The organism is Paenibacillus sp. 37, assembly GCF_008386395.1.
Lineage (GTDB): Bacteria > Bacillota > Bacilli > Paenibacillales > Paenibacillaceae > Paenibacillus > Paenibacillus amylolyticus_B.
Genome location: NZ_CP043761.1, coordinates 4,403,392 through 4,423,296 on the forward strand (window position 1 = coordinate 4,403,392; position 19,905 = coordinate 4,423,296).

The 19,905-nt window shown below is 45.1% G+C and carries 16 protein-coding genes; 4 read left to right on the forward strand and 12 right to left on the reverse strand.

The window, feature by feature from the left end:
* Window positions 1-4: 4 nt before the first annotated feature.
* From F0220_RS18775 to F0220_RS18785, 3 genes are all read right to left on the reverse strand, one after another.
* Window positions 5-682 carry a GerMN domain-containing protein gene (locus F0220_RS18775; RefSeq protein WP_105599354.1) on the reverse strand — a complete coding sequence of 226 codons (678 nt, stop codon included), beginning with the start codon at window positions 680-682 and terminating at the stop codon, window positions 5-7.
* Between the two features lie 35 nt (window positions 683-717).
* Window positions 718-2,127, reverse strand: a complete 1,410-nt coding sequence (locus F0220_RS18780; RefSeq protein ID WP_076250034.1) for an N-acetylmuramoyl-L-alanine amidase family protein — start codon at window positions 2,125-2,127, stop codon at window positions 718-720.
* A 258-nt stretch (window positions 2,128-2,385) separates the two neighbouring features.
* Window positions 2,386-3,792 carry an N-acetylmuramoyl-L-alanine amidase family protein gene (locus F0220_RS18785; protein ID WP_105599355.1) on the reverse strand — a complete coding sequence of 469 codons (1,407 nt, stop codon included), beginning with the start codon at window positions 3,790-3,792 and terminating at the stop codon, window positions 2,386-2,388.
* Window positions 3,793-4,067: 275 nt separating this feature from the next.
* On the opposite strand from F0220_RS18785, the gene F0220_RS18790 reads away from it, so the two are divergent.
* Genes F0220_RS18790 through F0220_RS18800 form a run of 3 tightly spaced genes read left to right on the forward strand, consistent with a single transcriptional unit; the run spans window position 4,068 to window position 7,348 of the window.
* Window positions 4,068-4,742: a response regulator transcription factor gene (locus F0220_RS18790; protein ID WP_105599357.1), complete on the forward strand. Its 675-nt coding sequence runs from the start codon at window positions 4,068-4,070 to the stop codon at window positions 4,740-4,742.
* Entirely contained in the window at window positions 4,727-5,824 is a 1,098-nt protein-coding gene (locus tag F0220_RS18795) for a HAMP domain-containing sensor histidine kinase (RefSeq protein WP_105599358.1), read from the forward strand. Before F0220_RS18790 ends, F0220_RS18795 begins: the two co-directional genes overlap by 16 nt.
* A 51-nt stretch (window positions 5,825-5,875) precedes the next feature.
* Window positions 5,876-7,348, forward strand: a complete 1,473-nt coding sequence (locus tag F0220_RS18800; RefSeq protein ID WP_105599360.1) for a serine hydrolase domain-containing protein — start codon at window positions 5,876-5,878, stop codon at window positions 7,346-7,348.
* A 200-nt stretch (window positions 7,349-7,548) separates the two neighbouring features.
* Here the strand turns inward: F0220_RS18800 and leuD are convergent, their stop codons facing one another.
* The 5 genes from leuD to F0220_RS18825 form a co-directional block, all read right to left on the reverse strand.
* A complete protein-coding gene (gene leuD / locus F0220_RS18805; RefSeq protein WP_036607574.1) occupies window positions 7,549-8,151 on the reverse strand; it encodes a 3-isopropylmalate dehydratase small subunit in 603 nt (200 codons plus the stop codon).
* Window positions 8,152-8,182: 31 nt separating this feature from the next.
* Window positions 8,183-9,604, reverse strand: a complete 1,422-nt coding sequence (gene leuC / locus F0220_RS18810) for a 3-isopropylmalate dehydratase large subunit (protein ID WP_036607575.1) — start codon at window positions 9,602-9,604, stop codon at window positions 8,183-8,185.
* A gap of 360 nt (window positions 9,605-9,964) precedes the next feature.
* Window positions 9,965-11,422, reverse strand: a complete 1,458-nt coding sequence (locus tag F0220_RS18815; RefSeq protein ID WP_091017958.1) for a glycoside hydrolase family 1 protein — start codon at window positions 11,420-11,422, stop codon at window positions 9,965-9,967.
* 45 nt (window positions 11,423-11,467) lie between these two features.
* Window positions 11,468-12,328 (reverse strand): BglG family transcription antiterminator LicT, encoded by an 861-nt coding sequence (licT, locus tag F0220_RS18820; RefSeq protein WP_411157701.1) that lies wholly within the window; start codon window positions 12,326-12,328, stop codon window positions 11,468-11,470.
* 15 nt (window positions 12,329-12,343) lie between these two features.
* Window positions 12,344-14,242, reverse strand: coding sequence for a beta-glucoside-specific PTS transporter subunit IIABC (locus F0220_RS18825; RefSeq protein ID WP_105599363.1), 1,899 nt, complete (start codon window positions 14,240-14,242; stop codon window positions 12,344-12,346).
* A 361-nt stretch (window positions 14,243-14,603) separates the two neighbouring features.
* Between F0220_RS18825 and F0220_RS18830 the strand changes: the two genes are divergently transcribed.
* Window positions 14,604-15,524, forward strand: a complete 921-nt coding sequence (locus F0220_RS18830; RefSeq protein WP_105599998.1) for a LysR family transcriptional regulator — start codon at window positions 14,604-14,606, stop codon at window positions 15,522-15,524.
* Between the two features lie 246 nt (window positions 15,525-15,770).
* Here the strand turns inward: F0220_RS18830 and F0220_RS18835 are convergent, their stop codons facing one another.
* From F0220_RS18835 to F0220_RS18850, 4 genes are all read right to left on the reverse strand, one after another.
* Entirely contained in the window at window positions 15,771-15,956 is a 186-nt protein-coding gene (locus tag F0220_RS18835; RefSeq protein WP_017687767.1) for a hypothetical protein, read from the reverse strand.
* A 90-nt stretch (window positions 15,957-16,046) separates the two neighbouring features.
* Window positions 16,047-16,868, reverse strand: a complete 822-nt coding sequence (locus tag F0220_RS18840; RefSeq protein ID WP_105599365.1) for a carbon-nitrogen family hydrolase — start codon at window positions 16,866-16,868, stop codon at window positions 16,047-16,049.
* A 73-nt stretch (window positions 16,869-16,941) separates the two neighbouring features.
* The gene (locus F0220_RS18845) at window positions 16,942-18,564 is read right to left on the reverse strand and encodes an AraC family transcriptional regulator (protein ID WP_105599366.1); all 1,623 of its coding nucleotides are present in this window, start codon (window positions 18,562-18,564) and stop codon (window positions 16,942-16,944) included.
* A gap of 201 nt (window positions 18,565-18,765) precedes the next feature.
* Window positions 18,766-19,761: an ABC transporter substrate-binding protein gene (locus F0220_RS18850; protein WP_091017968.1), complete on the reverse strand. Its 996-nt coding sequence runs from the start codon at window positions 19,759-19,761 to the stop codon at window positions 18,766-18,768.
* Window positions 19,762-19,905 lie beyond the last annotated feature (144 nt).

A 19,905-nucleotide genomic window follows, 5' to 3' on the forward strand; every position in this document is an offset into this window, starting at 1 on the left:
CAGCCTATTCGGATCTTGTCATTGGATGTTCAAGATCCACATGGCCCATCAGACTCTCCGTCTGCTGACCATCCACCAGTAAATCTAGTGATTTTACTTCATCAAACTGGAAGAACGTTTGTTTTAGAGCATCCAGCGCATAAGATTCTCCACCTGCTCCAAGACGTGCCGTATCTGGCATATGAATATCCAGCGTAAGAGCTCCATCCTTGAACTGAACAGACTTCAATTCAATTTCTTTAGACCACAGCGGAACAAGTTTAGCGTCTTTGCTCTGTTGCAGTGATTCAAAGGCAGCTTTATATTTGGCATCATCCGATGCGTATGAAATCTCTGCCGAAGCTTTGTGCAACTCCAGTTCTTCTTCATCCGTATAGAATACAGTGATCGTTTTCTTTTCATTACTTTCGGAAGTTGTTGGCGTGTCCGTAGACGTTTCGCTTGGCGGATTAGTTGTAGTCGTTTCCTCCGAACTGCCTTCCGTGGATTCTGTTGGTGTTGTGTTCTCTTCTGGTTCAGCAGTTACCGGTTCGGTAATTGTTTCGCCTTCAACCTCGGTCACATTGTTTTCCGTTCCTGCGCCTTGCGTCTGATTCGGAGCCGCTGTTGGCTTGCTTCCACATCCAGCAGCTACTGCCATAACCGTTACCAGCAAGGCTGCAATCCATATTTTCTTGTTCATTCTAACTCCGCCTCCTCAACATAAGGGCTTGTCCCTTATTTAATTCCCAGATACTCCTTGATTCCTGCAACAATACCTTTGGCAACACTGTTCTGGAAACTCTCCGTGAACAGGGCTGCTTCGTCGCTCTTATTGCTAAGGAATCCACCTTCCAGCAGAACTGCTGGCATTGTCGTTTCACGGGTCACATGGAGACTTGCCGTTTTCACTCCACGATCTTTCAGTCCGGATGACTGCAAAAGATACTTGTGCATCACTGTAGCAAGTGCTTTACTGTTGGAGCGTGTATAGAATGTCTCTACACCGTTCGCAGCAGTAGGGCCACTGTTAGCATGAATGGAGATGAAGATATCCGCTTTTATGTCTTGTGCAATCTTCACACGTTCTTTTAATGCCAAAAATGTATCATCGCTGCGCGTTAACACAACGTCAATTTTGGATTCTTTTTTCAACAAGGCTTCCACTTTCAGAGCCATTGCCAGATTGAAGTCTTTTTCACGTTTACCAGTTACACCGATTGCCCCAGGATCCTGATCTCCGTGACCTGCATCGATAACGACAACTTTTTTGCCATTATTACCAACTGGAGGAGCAGGTGTACCACTTTGATTGTCGAGGTTAATCATAACCAGCCCGGAATCATTTTGCACACTGTACCCTTTTGAACTGGACAGATCGATTACAAAACGAATTGTAGATGGACTGTTGCTGTATAACGAGTAACGAATCTTCGATACATCCGGATAGCCGCTAACGACGAGTTGTCCATTCTGGTTGCTGTCTAGAGCCTGTCCTTCACTGAATGAATCAGCAAATGCGGTATTCGGCAAGTCTATAACGATTCGATCTGGTCCTGTCATCGTGAAGACGTTCGGCTTCGTACTTCCGCTTGTTGCAATCATGAAGCGGTTGTCGCTGAAGCTGATGCCGTTCACCAGTACAAGACCTTCTTGATCCGATCCTCCGCCTTCATTGCCAGAGTTCGGAGGTGTGGTTGTCCCGTTTCCGGAACCTGAATTCTGGGTAACTAATGTTACCGTCTTCGTGGTATTGTTCCAACCCACCTTAAGACCCATTTCCTCACCAATAAATCGGAGAGGTACGAGCGTAGTACCATTTTTCACGAGTGGCGGGGCATCCAAGTTTACGTTACTGCCGTTCACCGTTGCCGTCTTCTGTCCAACAATCATCTGCATGGCAGTGTTGTCTTTGCTAATAGTCACTGTTTGCGTTTGCTGCTTCCACTCCACGCTATATCCAAGATTTTCGGACACAACCCGGATCGGAACCATCACCTTGCTGTTGATAATTTCCGCTTTTGTATCCGATGGCTGTACGATTTCTTTTCCGTCTAGGATAATTTTCGTGTCTGTTGCTGCGTGACTATAGCCCGGGAATACGAGCCCAAAGACAAATAACAGTACCAAAAAACCGAACTTCTTCATCCTTCACCCCTACCATTCTCATATTTTTTTGCCGCATGTTGTCATTTTCCAACTCCGACTGACCGCTTGGGCATTACCAGACACCTATTAGACGCCCCTCGCTCTCAAAAGTTGCGAATATATTCCAACATAACAGAAAAAAAACGTTGTCAGATCAAGCTTTTTTTACATTTTAATGTCTTCTTTTTTCCTTATTTATCAAGTATACATCTCCAAACAACGTAATACCCTAACCTTCATATTTGCGCAAAATCCACTTTACAGTCCCAAAAATTCAACAATACCGTCCACAATCGCCTGTGCACATTTGTCCTGGTATTCTTCTGTGAGCATGACTGCTTCATCTGTAGGATTACTTAAAAAACCAAGTTCAAGTAACACTGCAGGCATGGTTGTTTCACGCGTCACATGCAGACTAGCCGTTTTAACCCCACGATCCTTGAGTCCTGTTACAGGCAACACATATTTGTGAAGAGTGTCAGCCAAAGTCTTGCTTTCTTTACGACTGTAGAGCGTTTCAATGCCGTTTGGTACCGGTGTAGTAAATTTGTTTCCATGAATGGACACAAAAACATCTGCCTGATTCAATTCAGCAATATCCACACGCTGTTTAAGTGAAAGTTCTGTATCATCCTGGCGTGTAATGACCGTTTGAATATTTGGGTATTGTTGAAGGATTGCCTGTACCTTCAGTCCTACAGCCAGATTGAAATCCTTCTCATAAGCTCCTGACAAACTCACTGCACCCGATTGACGACCACCATGTCCCGGATCAATGACCACAATCGTTTTACCATCATTGGTAGGTACTGCCGGTTGGCTTGTCGGTTCTCCATTCGTGGCTGTCAGGTCCACGAGCAAGACATTGTTATCTCCAACAGACCATTTGGCTGTAGCCGTCTGATTCAGATCCAGAACGACACGCACGGTAGAAGGCGATTTACTGAACATGGCATAACGGACTTTGGAAACTATTGATGAATCTGTAACGATAATCTGTCCACTGCCATCCGGATTAGATGCTTGTCCCTGAATGAATTCCTGAGAGAACTTCGCTGAAGGCAGATCAACAATAATTCGGTCTGGCCCACCAATACTGGATACTTTGGGGCTAATATTACCGTTTGTTGCTACAATCAACCGATCTCCGCTGAAGCTGATGCCTTGAAGTTCTGTCAAACCATCCGGGACAGGTGCATCGACGGGGTCACTGTCACCTTCCGTTTCAACTACAGGAGGAATACTAAATAGGCTTACTGTCTTGGTTCCATTGTCCCAGCCAACACGTAGACCCATGCCTTCCCCAACAAAGCGTAACGGAACAAGCGTAGTTCCCTGTTTGATCAGTGGGGGCGAATCCAAGTTCACCACGTTTCCATTCACTGTAGCTGCATCTTTGCCAGCCGTCATTTGGATCATGCTGTTTCCTTTTTGAACCTGGACTGACTGAGTTTCCTTCTCCCACTTCACCTTATAACCCAGGTTCTCGGATACAATTCGAATTGGAACCATGACCGTTTTCCCGATATTCTCTGCAGGTGCACCCGTCTGCTGGTTAATGGTTACACCGTCGAGTACAATCGAGGGAGTGGTGTCTGCATGGGCCATGATTGGGAATAAACATAGGAACAGAAGAAAAACGACTGCTGCCGACCATTTTTTCATACCTCATCCACCATTCTTTTTGTCTTTTGAACATCCGACCTGATTCTCTGCAGCGTAACATCAGTGACAATATGTAACCTTCCATAATCTACTAATCAGTTTATCAGATATTGTCTGATCATCCGGTTACAACGTTGTCATATTTAGTCGGAAACAGAGTGGCAAAAAGGTTACTTTCTCCATCGTCTAGTTCCCGAAATCATATGAAAATTACATTCCTCATCCATTTTTGCTATGCTGAGTTCAAATACTTGATTACAGGAGATTGAGACTTGATGCCTAAAATACTGATCGTGGATGATGAAGCAGATCTTCGAAAGCTACTGACTGATTATTTTGAAATTAACGGATATTCCGTGATGACGGCCAAGGACAGCCGGGAAGCGCTGCGGAAAGTGGAAAAACAACCCGATATCGTTTTGTTAGATATCAACATGCCTGAACAGAACGGACTTCAATTATGTGAGAAAATTCGGGACTTCGTCTCTTGCCCGATCTTATTCTTAACGGCCCGAATCGAAGATGCTGATAAAATAGCAGGTTTTCGTGCCGGAGGCGATGACTATATCCTGAAACCTTTCAGCATTCGCGAGTTGGGCGCCAGGGTCGAAGCACATATACGCAGGGAACAACGAATCCAAACTAAATCTTCGGTAAGGTTTAACAATGAATTGGTCATTGATTATACGGCTAGGGAGCTCTACTACCTGGATAAGCGAATTTCACTGCCAAAAAAAGAGTTTGATATTGTCGAATTGCTGTCCACGCATCCTGATATGGTGTTTGGAAAGGAACGCATATACGAAAAGATTTGGGGCATGGACGAGCAAGGCGACAGTAATGTGATTGCAGAGCATATCCGGCGAATTCGCTACAAATTAAAGGAATATGGCTGTGATAATCAAATCGAGACCGTTTGGGGAGTAGGCTACAAATGGCCAAGTTCATGACTAGACTCCTGTTTTTAAAGCGATTGTCCTTACTGCACTCTTTTATGCTGTTGTGTGTGGTCACACTCGTTGCCGTGCTGGCCGTTATAACTATGGAGTTTGCTTGGGCGGAGAAGCTGCGGCTACGTTTCGGAGAAACGGATTGGGTCATGCCCTCCCTCGTCACGGCGGTTCTGCTCACCGTAGCGACTGGAATTGTCACCATGGCCGTTCTATTTTACAGATGGAAGCTAAAACGTCCGCTGGAGCTATTAAAACGAGCATCCGAGAACATTTCAGCCAACGATCTAGATTTCCGCATTTCCTATGACAGCCAGGATGAGATGGGCGAGCTGATCGCGCTATTTGAAATCATGCGCTCACAATTGGAAAAAAACCTCAAGACACTTTGGCGTTCGGTTGAAGAGCGCAAGCAGATCAATGCTATTTTTGCCCATGATCTGAGGACCCCCCTGTCCGTGTTAAAAGGAAACGCCGAGCTTCTCGCCACCTATCTTCCCGAGAAGAAGTTGTCGGAAGAAAAGGTGCTCGACCTGATCCATACTATGAACCTTCACATCTTGCGTCTGGAGAGTTATGCAGAGGCCATGAACTCCATTCAGAGACTGGAGGATGTGCCGTTGAACATCCAATCGATGGATACGATCTCATTGACGGCTTTGCTGGACGGCAGCGCTGAGCAAATCGCGAAACAGTACGGCATACGTTTTGTCTCTTCCGTGGAATATGATAATGCCTCAGTGCATGTAGATCCCTATCTCGTCATGCAGATTTTCGAGAATATAGTGGCTAATGGGGCAAGATACGCAGCCAGTCAATTAAACGTTCACTATGACGTGCAAGGGGGCATTATGAAGATTACCGTCTCCGAGGACGGTCCTGGTTTCTCTGACGAGGCCCTGAGTAAGGCTATACTCCCTTTTTACCGAGGCGAAGTATGGGATGCGAGCGAACATCGCGGGCTGGGCCTTTACGTTTGCAAGGTGTTTTGCGAAAAACAGGAAGGTAGTCTTCAGATTGCAAACGGTCCTGACGGAGGTGGAAGCGTGACGGCAAGTATTGGGACGCAAGTTGATAAATAGTTGAAAATGATCTGATAACATCTCCTTATCTTGAATTCGAGGAGTGTTATCATGCTAAAACTGAAAAAAATGATGTATATCACAATTAGCTGCTTGTTGTTATGTATCGCGTGGGCGAACCCCTTATCCGCCAATGAAACCAGAGACAGGACAGAAGTTCTGCAGGAGATCGATGAATATATGAATCGGAGCATGAAGGCCAATCACATTAAGGCTGCTTCACTGGCGATTGCCAATAACGATGAGGTCTTTTACGCAAAAGGCTACGGGACATTTGCAGATGGCCAGAAGGTTACGGGCAATACCCCTTTTCCCATTGCTTCACTTAGCAAGTCCTTTACTGCATTGGCCGTTCTGCAGCTGGTGGACAAGGGGCGGATCAACTTGGATGCTACTTACGCTTCCTATTTTCCAGAGCTTTCTCCACAGGATCCCCGCGTTCTTGACATCACGGTCCGTCATTTACTGAATCAGACGAGTGGTCTCAATGACAAGATAAATCCCGATATGACAAAGACTCCGCAATTCCAATCACTGTCGGAAGCGAACCAATTATTAAACACGGTTCAACTTGCCCATATCCCCGGAACGGCCTACAGCTATCATAATCCTAATTACGTGCTGCTGGCGAACCTCGTGGAAAGTGTTAGCGGAGAGCGCTTTTCGGATTACCTGAAAAAACATATTTTTGAACCGCTAGGAATGAATCATACCTTCAGTGTCAGTACAACGCAGCAGTTCCATGAGAATAATACTATCCCGCTAGGACATTACCTGAGTTTTGGACGCTCTATAAGTCAATCCGAACCGCTTTGGTTCATTGAGGGCCCCGCCGGCATCGTTTCAACTGCAGAGGACATGTCCCTTTGGATGCTTTCCCAATATCACGGCCACCTCGTTTCCCCTGTGCTGATGAAACAATATCATTCCGCAGGAGATATCAGTCCATACGGCATGGGCTGGCTTGCAAACCAAGATGCTTCTAGCGGCCAAACGATCTCCCACAGCGGCATTTTCTGGACCTACAAGTCAGAAGAACTGGTTTATTTGAACGAGCACATGGGCATTGCCGTAATGTTTAATTCTGGTATAAACGCTTATGTGAATTACTCGGCATTTATTGATGGAATAGCGGATATTATGAGGGGGCAGGAACCCCAAACCTCTTTTGTAAACGGTCGGAATATGGAAACGATTATGATTGCGCTGATCATCGCTACGCTTGCATGGGGCATCTACGCCTATTTTCGCATACTTCGGAGCAACCAACGCCTAACGATTAGCAAATTGATTCTGATCACAGTGGGTAGACTGATCCCGATTCTAATTCTCTTGTCTCTGTTCCCATTGGTTACATTTATCGGCGGAGGACGTGTGCTGCCATGGTTTGGTATCTGGACTACCCTATCAACTCCAATCATATGGCTTATGGTTTGGTCACTTGTGAATTTCGTGCATTTGGCTTGTTATATCTATGTCTATTTTCAGAATACAAAAAACGACCCTTTGGATTTACCTCAGTAATCTATTTTTAGGTTTATCTATTTAGTCGGCTGTTGATTGTATCTGTTGAAGTATTCGACCAAAAAAAATGAGAAGTTCTATATATAGCTGACTTATTAAGCTAATTTAGCTTCTGAAATTACAAAAAGCTTCTGCCTCACCGATGGGAACAAGGTCCCTTTGGCGAGGCAGAAGCTTTCTACTATACGATACTTTAACGATTAACCGAACAGTTTTGCCGCATGGCGTTGTTCGTAAGCAGCGATCTCATCATCATGTTGAAGAGTCAAACCGATATCGTCCAATCCTTGCAACAGGAATTGACGACGATGCTCATCCAGATCAAAATCGATATGCAGTCCGTATGCATCAGTAATCGTTTTGTTTTCCAGATTTACATTCATCTCATAGCCTTCATGTGTCGCTGTACGTTGGAACAAGTCTTCAACTTGCTCTTCTGATAGCTTGATTGGCAAGATTCCGTTCTTAAAGCAGTTATTATAGAAAATGTCTGCATAAGATGGAGCGATCACACAACGGAATCCATAGTCCAAAATCGCCCATGGCGCATGCTCACGGGATGATCCACAGCCAAAATTGGCACGTGAGATCAGGATGGATGCCCCTTCATAACGAGGTTTATTCATTTCGAAGGAAGCATTATTGTTGCCCTCTTCATCAAAACGCCATTCATAGAACAAAAATTGTCCAAATCCGGTACGTTCAATCCGTTTCAGGAACTGTTTCGGAATGATTGCGTCTGTATCTACATTGACCCGGTCTACCGGTGCAACGATGCCTTGTAATGTTTTAAATTCTTCCATATTAAACGTTCTCCCTTCTGTCTGTTATAGATTAGATCGCTGCTTCTGTTTTGAAATTCCAATCCCGTACGTCCACAAAGTGACCCTTAACCGCTGCTGCTGCTGCCATTGCCGGAGATACCAGATGCGTACGTCCTCCGCGTCCTTGGCGTCCTTCAAAGTTACGGTTGGACGTCGAAGCACAACGTTGACCTGGCTTCAATACATCCGGGTTCATCGCCAGACACATGCTGCATCCCGCATCACGCCATTCAAATCCGGCTTCCGTAAAGATTTTATCCAAACCTTCTTGTTCAGCCTGAATTTTAACACGTCCTGAGCCTGGTACAACAATTGCTGTAACCTGACTGGATACCGTGTGACCTTTAGCCACTTGTGCTGCTGCACGCAGATCTTCGATCCGACCATTGGTGCAAGAACCGATAAATACATAATCAATTGGAATCTCGGCGATTGGTGTTCCCGGTTCAAGTCCCATATATTCAAGCGCTTTTTCAGCCGCTTTGCGTTCGTTTTCTGTAGGCAATTCAGCCGGAACAGGAACTTTCGAAGAAATGTCGGTTCCCATGCCAGGGCTTGTTCCCCAAGTTACTTGCGGAATCAATGTCTCCACATCGATTTCAACCACATGGTCGAACTCGGCACCTTCATCGGTTACAAGCTGTTTCCAACCTTCAACAGCTTCATCGAATTTGGCATCCGCTGGTACGTATTCACGTCCACGCAGATATTCAAATGTTGTTTCATCCGGAGCGATCAATCCTGCTCTTGCTCCACCTTCGATGGACATGTTGCAGACCGTCATACGCTCTTCCATGCTCAACTCACGGATGGACTCACCTGTGTACTCAATAACATAACCTGTTGCAAAGTCTGTACCGTATTTGGCAATGACTGCGAGGATCATATCCTTCGCGGTTACACCCGGGTTACGTTTGCCGACAAAACGAACTTCCATTGTTTTGGCTTTTGCTTGTTGCAAACATTGAGTTGCCATAACGTGCTCAACTTCACTTGTTCCGATTCCGAATGCCAGTGCGCCAAACGCACCGTGTGTGGACGTATGACTGTCACCACATACAATCGTTTTACCCGGGTGAGTCAGACCCAGTTCAGGTCCCATAACGTGTACAACGCCTTGATCAATCGTGTCCAGATCATACAATTTCACGCCGAAATCACGACAGTTTTGCGAAAGTGTATCAATTTGTTGTTTGGAGATAGGATCTGTGATGTTGAAACGGTCTTTCGTTGGAACGTTGTGGTCCATTGTTGCAAATGTCAGTTCAGGGCGACGAACTTTACGTCCGCTCAGACGAAGACCTTCAAATGCCTGTGGAGAAGTTACTTCGTGCACCAGATGCAGATCGATATACAGAATGCTTGGTTTGCCTTCTTCTTGATGAATTACGTGATTTTCCCAAATTTTCTCAAACATCGTTTTTTTACTCATCATTTTCACCTCATTATAAGTTCGGTCCTTGGAAGAGCCTCTGTTTTCTTTAAAAAGTGAAGCTCTTGAATGACATAAATATATCACCCTGTCCTTCATTGTTCCAAGATATAATATCTATAGATGTAATAGGTTTAACCTATAATGAGAGAAAGACAAATAAACCACTGCTCGTCGCAAAGGTTTCAATTGATAACAATTATCATTATCAGATACGTCTTATACTACGTTTCCGCTGCTTCGCTGTCAATGCTTTTTATCTAGAACATAAAAAACAGCCCTGAATCCAGAGCTGCTTTGCTAGTTTCTGTTATGAAATGAAAAGACGCCTTCTATGAGACTGCTTGTCCGACTACTGTATTACAAACCGTTTTTTGCAATCACATCTTTGTACCAATAGAAACTCTTCTTTCGTTTTCTCTCCAGTGTTCCATTGCCGTCATTATCCTGATCTACATAAATAAAGCCATATCGTTTCTCCATCTCTGAAGAAGAATAACTAATCAGATCAATTACTCCCCAACTGGTATAGCCGAGCAGTTCAACACCGTCCAGAATCGCCTCATGCATCTGTTCAATGTGAGAGCGGAAGTAATCAATACGATAATCATCCTGAATGCTACCATCAGCTTCAATCGTGTCTACCGCCCCAATTCCATTTTCAACGATAAACAAAGGCACCTCGTAACGACTATACAGTTCATTCAGTGAGATGCGCAGACCTACCGGGTCAATCTGCCAGCCCCAATCATTCGTTTGCAGATACGGGTTCTTCACCCCTCCAGTTGTATTGCCACTCACCTGCTCCAATCGGTCGCCATCCACACTTGATACCAGGGACATATAATAACTGAATGAGATAAAGTCCACAGTGTGTACTTTCAGAATCTCTTCATCCCCCTCAAGCATATCCAGGTTAATCCCTTTTTCGGCAAAAAATCTCTTCGTAAAGTACGGATACGCTCCACGCACCTGTACGTCCGTAAACATAAGATTGAATTGATTATCCCGGGAAGCAACAAGTACGTCTTCGGGATTACATGTATGAGCGTACGTTGTCAGTTTGGTAAGCATACATCCGATCTGGGAACCGGGAATGATCTCATGACAGTATTTCACTGCGAGTGCACTCGCTACAAATTGATGGTGTAACCCCTGATATACAGCCTGCTCCACATTTTCGAAACGCTCCGGCACAATACCACCACTCGTAAACGGATGGCGAACAATGCTGTCAATTTCATTAAATGTAATCCAATACTTCACTTTGTCCTTATAACGGGTGAACACGGTTTTGCAAAAGTGAACAAAATACTCGACGACTTTCCGATCCGTCCATCCACCGTGGTGATTCACCAGATACATCGGCATCTCATAATGCGACAACGTAATTAATGGTTCAATCCCTTGTTTCAGCATGCCATCAATAACGCGGTCATAGAACTGCAAACCGGCTTCATTCGGCTCTGTTTCGTTGCCATTCGGGAAAATTCGGGTCCAAGCAATAGATAAGCGCAACGTTTTGAGACCCATCTCCCCAAACAGGGCTAGATCCTCCTCGTAACGGTGGTAAAAATCAATGCCTCTGCGTTTCGGATATTCTCTGTCCGAGGTAGACTCCATCGCAGTTTTGATCTGTTCTTCATTGATCGCATTATGCTTTTTATACTCACTCTTGGCTACACCTTTTCGATAGATAGCAATGTCGGCTGTAGACAGACCTTTGCCATCCACATTCCACGCTCCTTCTGCCTGATTGGCAGCAATCGCTCCTCCCCATAGAAAATCTTCTGGAAACGTTCTTGTTGTATTGGTCATTGTGTATTCCTCCTTGGATTATCTCTGTAACTCTTTGATTCTTGCTCAATTGCGACTCATGACCCGATTGATATGAATAATCAAATACATCATCTCTTCATTGGAGATCGTATGTTCAAACCGTGCTTCAATATAATCCTTGATTAGCAATACGCAGGCTTCCTCCTGCGGATATTTATTCGCGATCTGCTCAAAGAGCTCATGATCCTGCGTGTTTAACGTTTTATGTTCAAAAAGCCGTTGAATGAAAAATTGCAAATGGGTCAAAAAGCGTGAATAGTTGATGCTGTGTGTATCCAGCTCCACTTGGTAGTGAATTTTGATAATATTGAGTACATCCTTGACGGTATTGGTCATCATCATGACCTGATTCATATTGTCATCATTCTGCTGCGCATTCACGAGATGAAAGGCAATATTCGCCGCTTCCTCTTCAGGCAGGGAGAGTCCAAGCTGTTTTTGAATGAGAGACAGACCATGCAACCCGATGTTGAACTCCTGTGGATAGAACTTTTTAACTTCCCACAACATTCGGTTCTGGATCGTCATATTGTCCTTGAATCGCTTCATGGCCATATACAGATGATCCGTTAATGCGACATAGAGATGATCACTCATATGGCGGGACAATGTATGTTTGGCATGGGAGATGATTTCGTCAGCCAGAATCAGATATTCTTTTGGCGTTTCCTTCATCAGAGCGGTGAGATCCGAAGAGATCATTTCATTTTCAAGGACATAGATCTTCTCGATCTCATCCTCGCCCACGACATCTCCCGGTTTGCTCCTGTAGCCGATGCCCTTTCCCATCACAATAATTTCCTTGTCATCCTCACCACGTCTGGCAAGAACAATGCTCGAATTCAATATTTTTATGACTTCCATATCAGGCTGCCTGCCTTTCATTCATATTTCAGCGAGTTATAACACCGTAATTAATGGTTTCCCCGGTCCTGTTGTCGCCGCAGATTCATTGCCCAGCACCTCCAGATAATCCGAGGAATTGGTCACAATTACAGGGGTCGTGGTGTCATAACCTGCGGCTTGTATAGCTTCAAGATCAAATTCAATCAGGAGCTGACCATGAGAGATCTGTTCTCCTTCGTTCACTTTTACATCAAAATGCTGGCCTTTCAGTTTCACCGTATCCAATCCGACATGAATCAGAATTTCTACACCTTCTACCGATCTCAGACCGATGGAATGTTTAGTGCGGAACACCGTCTCAACGTTACCATCAAACGGGGCAAACACCTTGCCAACACTTGGCTGAATGGCCATACCTTGTCCCATGGCTTCTTGCGAGAAGGCCTCGTCCTTCACCTCTCTTAATGGCAGAACTTTGCCTTCCAGTGGAGCAAAAACGATCTTTTTCGATTTGATCCCTTTGGATGGCTGGATTTCAGATTCGCCTCTCGCTTTGTTTGTAGGACTGCCTGCTATCGACACTGCTGTTGGAACAACATCCTGAAATCCAATGACATATACAGCGACAAACGCGACAAGAGCAGAGATCAGCATGGTAATGATCGCATAGATAATATTCATATGATCTTCACTGATAAACATAGGCATAGATGCAATCCCCGGACCCACGGCAGCATATGCCTTGAGATTCACAATACCTGCGAACAACCCAGCGACTCCGGCGCCGATCATGCAGGCAAACAGCGTTTTCTTGAGCCTTAAATGTACACCGTAGAGAGCAGGTTCCGTGATACCGAATACACCTGAAATTCCTGCAGACAAAGCGACTTGTTTCAACTTGATGTCTTTGGTTTTGAATGACACCGCCAGTGCGCCTGCTCCCTGCGCCATATTGGATGCCAGCATCGCGACCAGCACCAGTGTTTCATATCCAGGTGAAGCCAAGGCTGCGAAAATAATGGGATAAAATACTTTATGCATACCGAACATGACAATCAGAGGCATCAGTATAGCCATAATGACAACGGTCAACCATCCAATCTTATCCTGAATCCAATAGATCAGGTTGGACATTCCCGTTCCGAGATACATCCCCAGAGGTCCAAGTACAATCAGGGCAACTGGAGCAACAATGAGAATAACAATCAAAGGTTTGAGGAAAATTTTTACTGGTCCTGGTGAGATCTTGTCCGCGAACTTTTCAATGTAAGACATGAACCAGACCGTTAAAATAATCGGTACCACGGATGTCGCATATTGAACGGATGCAACAGGTATGCCAATAAAGGACACCGGATCTTCCCCCCCAAGCAGACCAATCATATTCGGGTGTAACATGATTCCACCAAACAGAACGGCAACAAAGGGGTTCGTTTTAAATCTATTTGCACTGGAATAGGCCAGTAGAATCGGAAGAAAGTAAAAGGCAGCATCAGACATGACACTCAAAACGGTATATGTCTGGCTCTCTTTAGACATCAGGCCGGTCACGGTCGCCAGTAGCAAAAGTGCCTTAAGCATGCCCGAGGCAGCAATGGCTGGGATAATAGGTTGGAAAATGCCTGCAATGACACTGGCAAAAGTATTAAACAGTCCTTTGGGGCTATAATCCGCTTTTTGTTTCTCCTGAATTTCGTTTGATTGCCGAGTATCCATCATCTTGGCAAGTTCATTGTAGACGTACGCGACGTCATTACCGATAATAACCTGATATTGTCCGCCGCTATTCACTGCGCCAATAACACCATCAAGGCTCTTAATTTCTTGGGTCTTCGCCATATCCGGATTCTTCAGGGTAAGTCTGAGCCTGGTAGAGCAATGAATTAACGTGTTGATATTATCATTGCCACCGACCAGCTCCATAATCGATTGGGCTAATTGTTTGTGATTCATGGTGCACCTCCGTTTCTTGATGGGAACAAAAAAAGACCTAAAAAGGGCAGGAAAAGAGAAACTCTTCCCACCCAATCTAGGTCTTGCCTGCCGAACAGTAACACGCCATCGTTGGATGAATGTTATTCAATTATATGAACGAAAAAGAATATGAACATTTGAAATGGTTCTGTGCTAACACTTGAAACTGGTACACATGAAAACGTTGATTTTGTTTTACCCGGGTAAGTGGTTCTTATTAAGCGTTTTCAAAATTAGTATAGCAACTCTTCTGATGGAGTGCAAGCGGTTAAGCGAAATTAATGATTTCTTTATCTGTAGTGATATAATGGTGGCATAACGAAAGGAATGACCAATGACGATGGAATTCAGACAACTTCAATATACGTTGCAAATTGCGGCCGAACGCAATTTCTCCCGGGCAGCAGAGAAACTGCATATTGCTCAACCTTCATTAAGCCAGCAATTATCCAAATTGGAAAAAGAATTGGGTGTGCTGTTGTTTCAGCGTAATACAAGTACCGTGGAGTTAACCCATGCGGGTGTTACGTTTGTCGAGCAAGCCCAGAAGATCGTAGATGCCGTGGAGCTATTGCGTCAGGAAATGTCAGACATCTCCCAGCTTCGCAAAGGTAAAGTCGTTGTGGGCAGCATGCCGATCACGGGTTCACACTTGCTCCCACACGTGCTTCCAGCTTTCCAACAAGCTTATCCCGAGATTGAGGTTACCTTATTGGAAGACTCCGGGCTTACGCTTGAGAAATTGACAGCAAGCGGCAAAGCAGATCTCAGTCTGTTATCTCTTCCTTTACAAGAGCCAAGTCTCGCCTACGTTGCCATTGGAGAGGAAAAGATTGATCTGGCAGTTCCCCCGAATCACCCTTTGGCACGCAGGGCAGATCCGGAGCATCCGATTCCTGTGCGAATTGAAGAGCTTCGTGATGAACCCTTTGTTGTATTGAAAAAAGGACAGGGTTTCCGCAAACTTACATTTGATCTCTGTGAGCAGGCTGGTTTTGATCCCCAAGTTGTGTTTGAGAGCACAAATATTGAAACCGTTCAGTCGCTGGTCGCCACAGGCATGGGTATTACACTGGTTCCACGCTTTATTGCCCGTGCGCCGCGCAGTGAATTCGTACCTGTGTACGTGCCGCTTGCTGAGCCAACTCCCAGCAGAACACTTGTTGTGGCTTATCGTCAAGGAAGAGTACTGTCAAAGGCAGCCGAAGCATTCATCCATACGTTTCAACAAACGGTGGCCGAACTGTCAAAGGGAAACTAAGAAATTGCTCTATGTTAAAGGTACATTTCTTTAGGTACAATTCATACTGAACCAAAACAAAGGCTTGACCCTTATGGGCCAAGCCTTTGTCATATACTCGTTTCCTGCATCCGCAGGATAGAGTTCTTACATTGCAATCACAGTAACTGGTTACAGTACAATGTTGCTTGTTAAGTTGTTTAGCTACAATGCTAATTTATAATGTTAACGTAGAAACGTACATAAGAAAACTTCATGTCTGGCGGTTTATTTACGCAAATTACGATCGCTTGTCAGCCTGTTTTGCTGATTCATTACACGGCCTTCGTCCTGAACAGTTGAATCAGGGGGTGATAGCCCTCCTGCTCCATTCTCTAAGAATGCTCTTAAGTGATCTTCCCTTGTGTTATCCTGTTCCAGTCTCCTGAGCGTATCTTTCACATGGTTGTCCATTGATTGATCATCTCCTTGGTAACGGGATAGTTATCATTACCCGCGCCCTGGAAGAATAAACACTTTATCTAAAGAATTTTATTTCAATTTTTATTTTTCGCCAAAATAAACGCCAGGTCGACGGTCTTCAAACACGGGAATACGCCCGCGAACCTCATCTACCAGGGAAGGGCGAATGATTCCAGTCACGATCTCTTCCCCTTCGCCACCTTCAGCCACAATCTCACCCCACGGATCAATGATGAGAGAATGTCCGAAAAACTCGGTGTCCCCCCCTTTTCCCACACGGTTACAGGCGATCACATACATTTGGTTCTCAATCGCTCGTGCAGTAAGTAACGTACGCCAGTGGTGCAGACGAGGGTTCGGCCATTCGGCCGGTACAATCAATGCTTTGGCACCATTCAAAGCAAGTGTGCGGGCTAGTTCCGGGAACCGGATGTCATAACAGATCGAAGCACCCGCTGTAAGACCGTTCTGCAATTCAAAAATTTCAGGTTCCGCACCTGGCTGTAAATATTTCTCCTCGTCCATTAGACGGAACAAATGTAATTTATCATATCGTGTTACCTGTTTTCCTTCACGATCATACGCGTACATTGTATTGTATATTTGACCATCCCGTTTCTCGGCAATGGAACCGCCAACGATGGAAATTTGATGTTTTTGAGCAAAAGCAGACAGCCATTCCCGAGATTTCCGGCCTTCCGGGTCAGCGAGTTCATGAATTTGGTTCAAAGCGTATCCGGTATTCCACATCTCAGGCAGCACAGCCAGCCCCAGATCCGGATATTGTTCTACCGCACGCTCAAGCAACGTCTGCATATGTTTATGATTGGCCTCAGGGTCTCCGAGTTGAATATCGCCCTGAATCAGGGCTACACGCATTTCTCCCTGTTGTTTTTCTGTCATGACAAGCACTCCTCTGAACCGTAATACCTGCTATCATAGCTTGATCCTCTTGAGGACTGCAAGCCTGTTTTTATTATGAACTTGCACACAACAACTCAGGCAGCAGGGTCAACAATCGATCACTCGTGAGCGCATCACCCACATTCCATGTTGACTCCTCCACAGGGTATACCCGTCCATTCTGCACAGCCGGAAGGGCCTTCCAGCTGGGACTTTTCATTAGCATCTCTGTAGCCTGTCTCGCCACGAATTCCTCAGGCAGCATAACAAATACATGATCTCCCGCATACTGACGTACCGCTTCAGCCGAAATTTCCTTATAGGCTCTGCCCGCTGCAAGTGCTTCCTTCACTTTGGTAACTGGCCTGAATCCCATCGGATGATATAACAATGGCGCCAGACCGATATTGCCCATAACAAATAATCGTGCACCCCGATGATATGTAAATACCGAAGCCGTTTCCCCCTCTTCAATCACAGTATGGATCTTCGCCCACATCTGCTCAGTACGCTCCTCATAGGAGGTTAGCCATTGTTCAGCCTGAGGTTGTCTGCCAAACCAGCTGCCCAATCTGCGCATTCGTTCTTCCAACGTGGCATGTGAATTGTAAGCAAGCGTCGGAGCAATCCGGTAAAGTTGTTCATACTGCTGTTCATTGCTGCTATCAAAAATAATCAAATTCGGCTTCATTTGAACAGCTGCTTCCACATTAACCGGAGCAACCGCGTCATAGGTCTGATCTCCCAATATCTGAATACCCAGCATCAGCAGATCCCCAGCCGAATCTCCGTAATACATAATTCGCTCCGGGTTTACTGGAATATTCACATCATGACCCAACCAATCTTGTACCAACGTCTGCTGCTGAATCGATCTGTCATATTGACGAGGAGATAATCCGGTCATTTGGCGAAAACGCCTGCTGAAATAATACTCATCCTTAAACCCTACGCGACTCGCTATATCCCGAAGTGGTTCATCTGATTTGCGAAGCCAGTCCTTGGCATGTTTGATGCGTACATGATTTACATAATCGAGCGGCTTGTGACCCGTGAGTTGTCTGAAAAGAGTCGTAAATTGTACAGGTCTGATCTCCGCAAGACGTGCCAGTTTCTGTACAGTGATTTCTTCAGCATAATGGTCGTCCACATACTGAATCGTACTGTGTAGTCTTGCTTCCATACTCTGTTCCGTCTTTGGAGAAGTGTACCGGATAATGATCATCTCCATCCATTTTTGGAACTGTGCATTCAAATGACTGTATTCGGCATCTGTTTTATAATTCCGAATAACATACATTTGCTCAAGCAGACCACTTAACGGAGCATAGGGATAACCATTCAATTGGTTTCTGTGCTCAAATACAGGGCGGGTAAAGAGCTCGGGATCACCCGTCAACACATGAATAACATCAAAAGCCATTACGAAATATTTCAATTCCAAGTTGTTACGATGTTCAATCTGGTGCCCCTCTCCCGGAGAAAGCGGATAAACACATCCCGTAGTAAACGGAAACTGTTCATGTCCAATATATAAACGCCCATCCCCTTCTTCGCAGATCAGGAAGGCATGTTTCTCGCAAGCAACTTCCAGCATCACCTGTTCAGGTGGTTCAATTCGTCGTACCAGATGATCCAGCCGAAACATGAATGCTGAAAAGAACAACGCTCCCCCATCGGCATCCAAAGCCTGCATGTCGGTTCACCTCGTTTTTCTAAAATGAGAATAATTATCAATCATTCTGTATGGTCTGATTATAAGCGAGCGATGGTCAATAATCCAGATATGAGTTTATTCAGCAAAAAAGAGCCTTCAACGAAAGGTTGAAGGCTCCTTTTACTTTTTAAATCCGCATTACTCAAAGGTGTTACCAGTGCCTTACTAGCTCATAACTAATTATTGGATCATCTGTTTTGGCAGCTCTTGTAACAACCACTCCCTGGAAAGGGCATCACTAGAAGCTTTGACGATATCAAAGCGGTATACTTTTCCTTCTTTCACCGCAGGCAGGTTCTTCCAGATTGAACTATCTAGCAATTCTTTGGTGGATTGCTTCGCATCGTCGGTCACAGGATCCAGAATAAATATCCGATCACCGGCAAATTCAGATAATTTTTCAGTCGAAATCTCTACAAATCCCATGTCTTCATCCAATACTTTCTGGATTTCCGCGGTTGGCTTCAGCCCGTCTTTTCCGTATAACAACTGTGGCAATCCTGCACCCGCCATGACAAACAGACGGTTCCCGGGATACATGGTGAATACCGAAGCGGTCTCCCCTTTTTTCAATCCGTTCTCATGAAGTTGCGTCCACATCTCTTCAGTCGCTTTTTGATGAGCCGTAATCCAGTCCTCCGCTTCTTGCTTCTTATTCAACAAATCGCCAAGGATACGCATGCGATCTTCTATTAAACCAAACGAATCAAATGTAACCGTGGGTGCAACCTTCGCGATCTGATCATATTGACCCTCGTCACTGTTGGAGAAAATGATCAGATCGGGATTCAGGTCTAACGCCTTTTCCACACTGATCGGAAATCCTACATCTTCTGCCTGAGCAACCTGATCATCGAATACGGTTCCCTCTTGACGAAGTATGCCGACAGGGACAACACCAAGCGCGAGCAGATCCCCTGTAACTTCTCCGTGATAGATAACTCGCTTCGGATTTACAGGAACCTCTACTTCATGGCCTGTCCAGTCTTTGAATATCCGGGTCTCGCCTTCATTCGTTTCTTCCATTGCAGTCGTGGTCTCTGTCGTTTCTGTGGCTGCTTTGGATTCATCTGTGCCGGCAGCAGGTGTTGCAGCCTGATTTCCACAAGCTAGTAGCAAAATGGATAACCACGTTACTGTAAATAATACTGCCGTATTTCGAATGCCCTTTTTCATTTCTATTTCTCCCCCTATATCACGTGCGTTGTGGAATGAATTAATGATATTGATTATCATTATCGGATATTATCATAAAACATGGCTTCTCTTAGCTCAATGGACAAAACTAAATGAGTACTTTCAGTTTTGTACAATACTCTG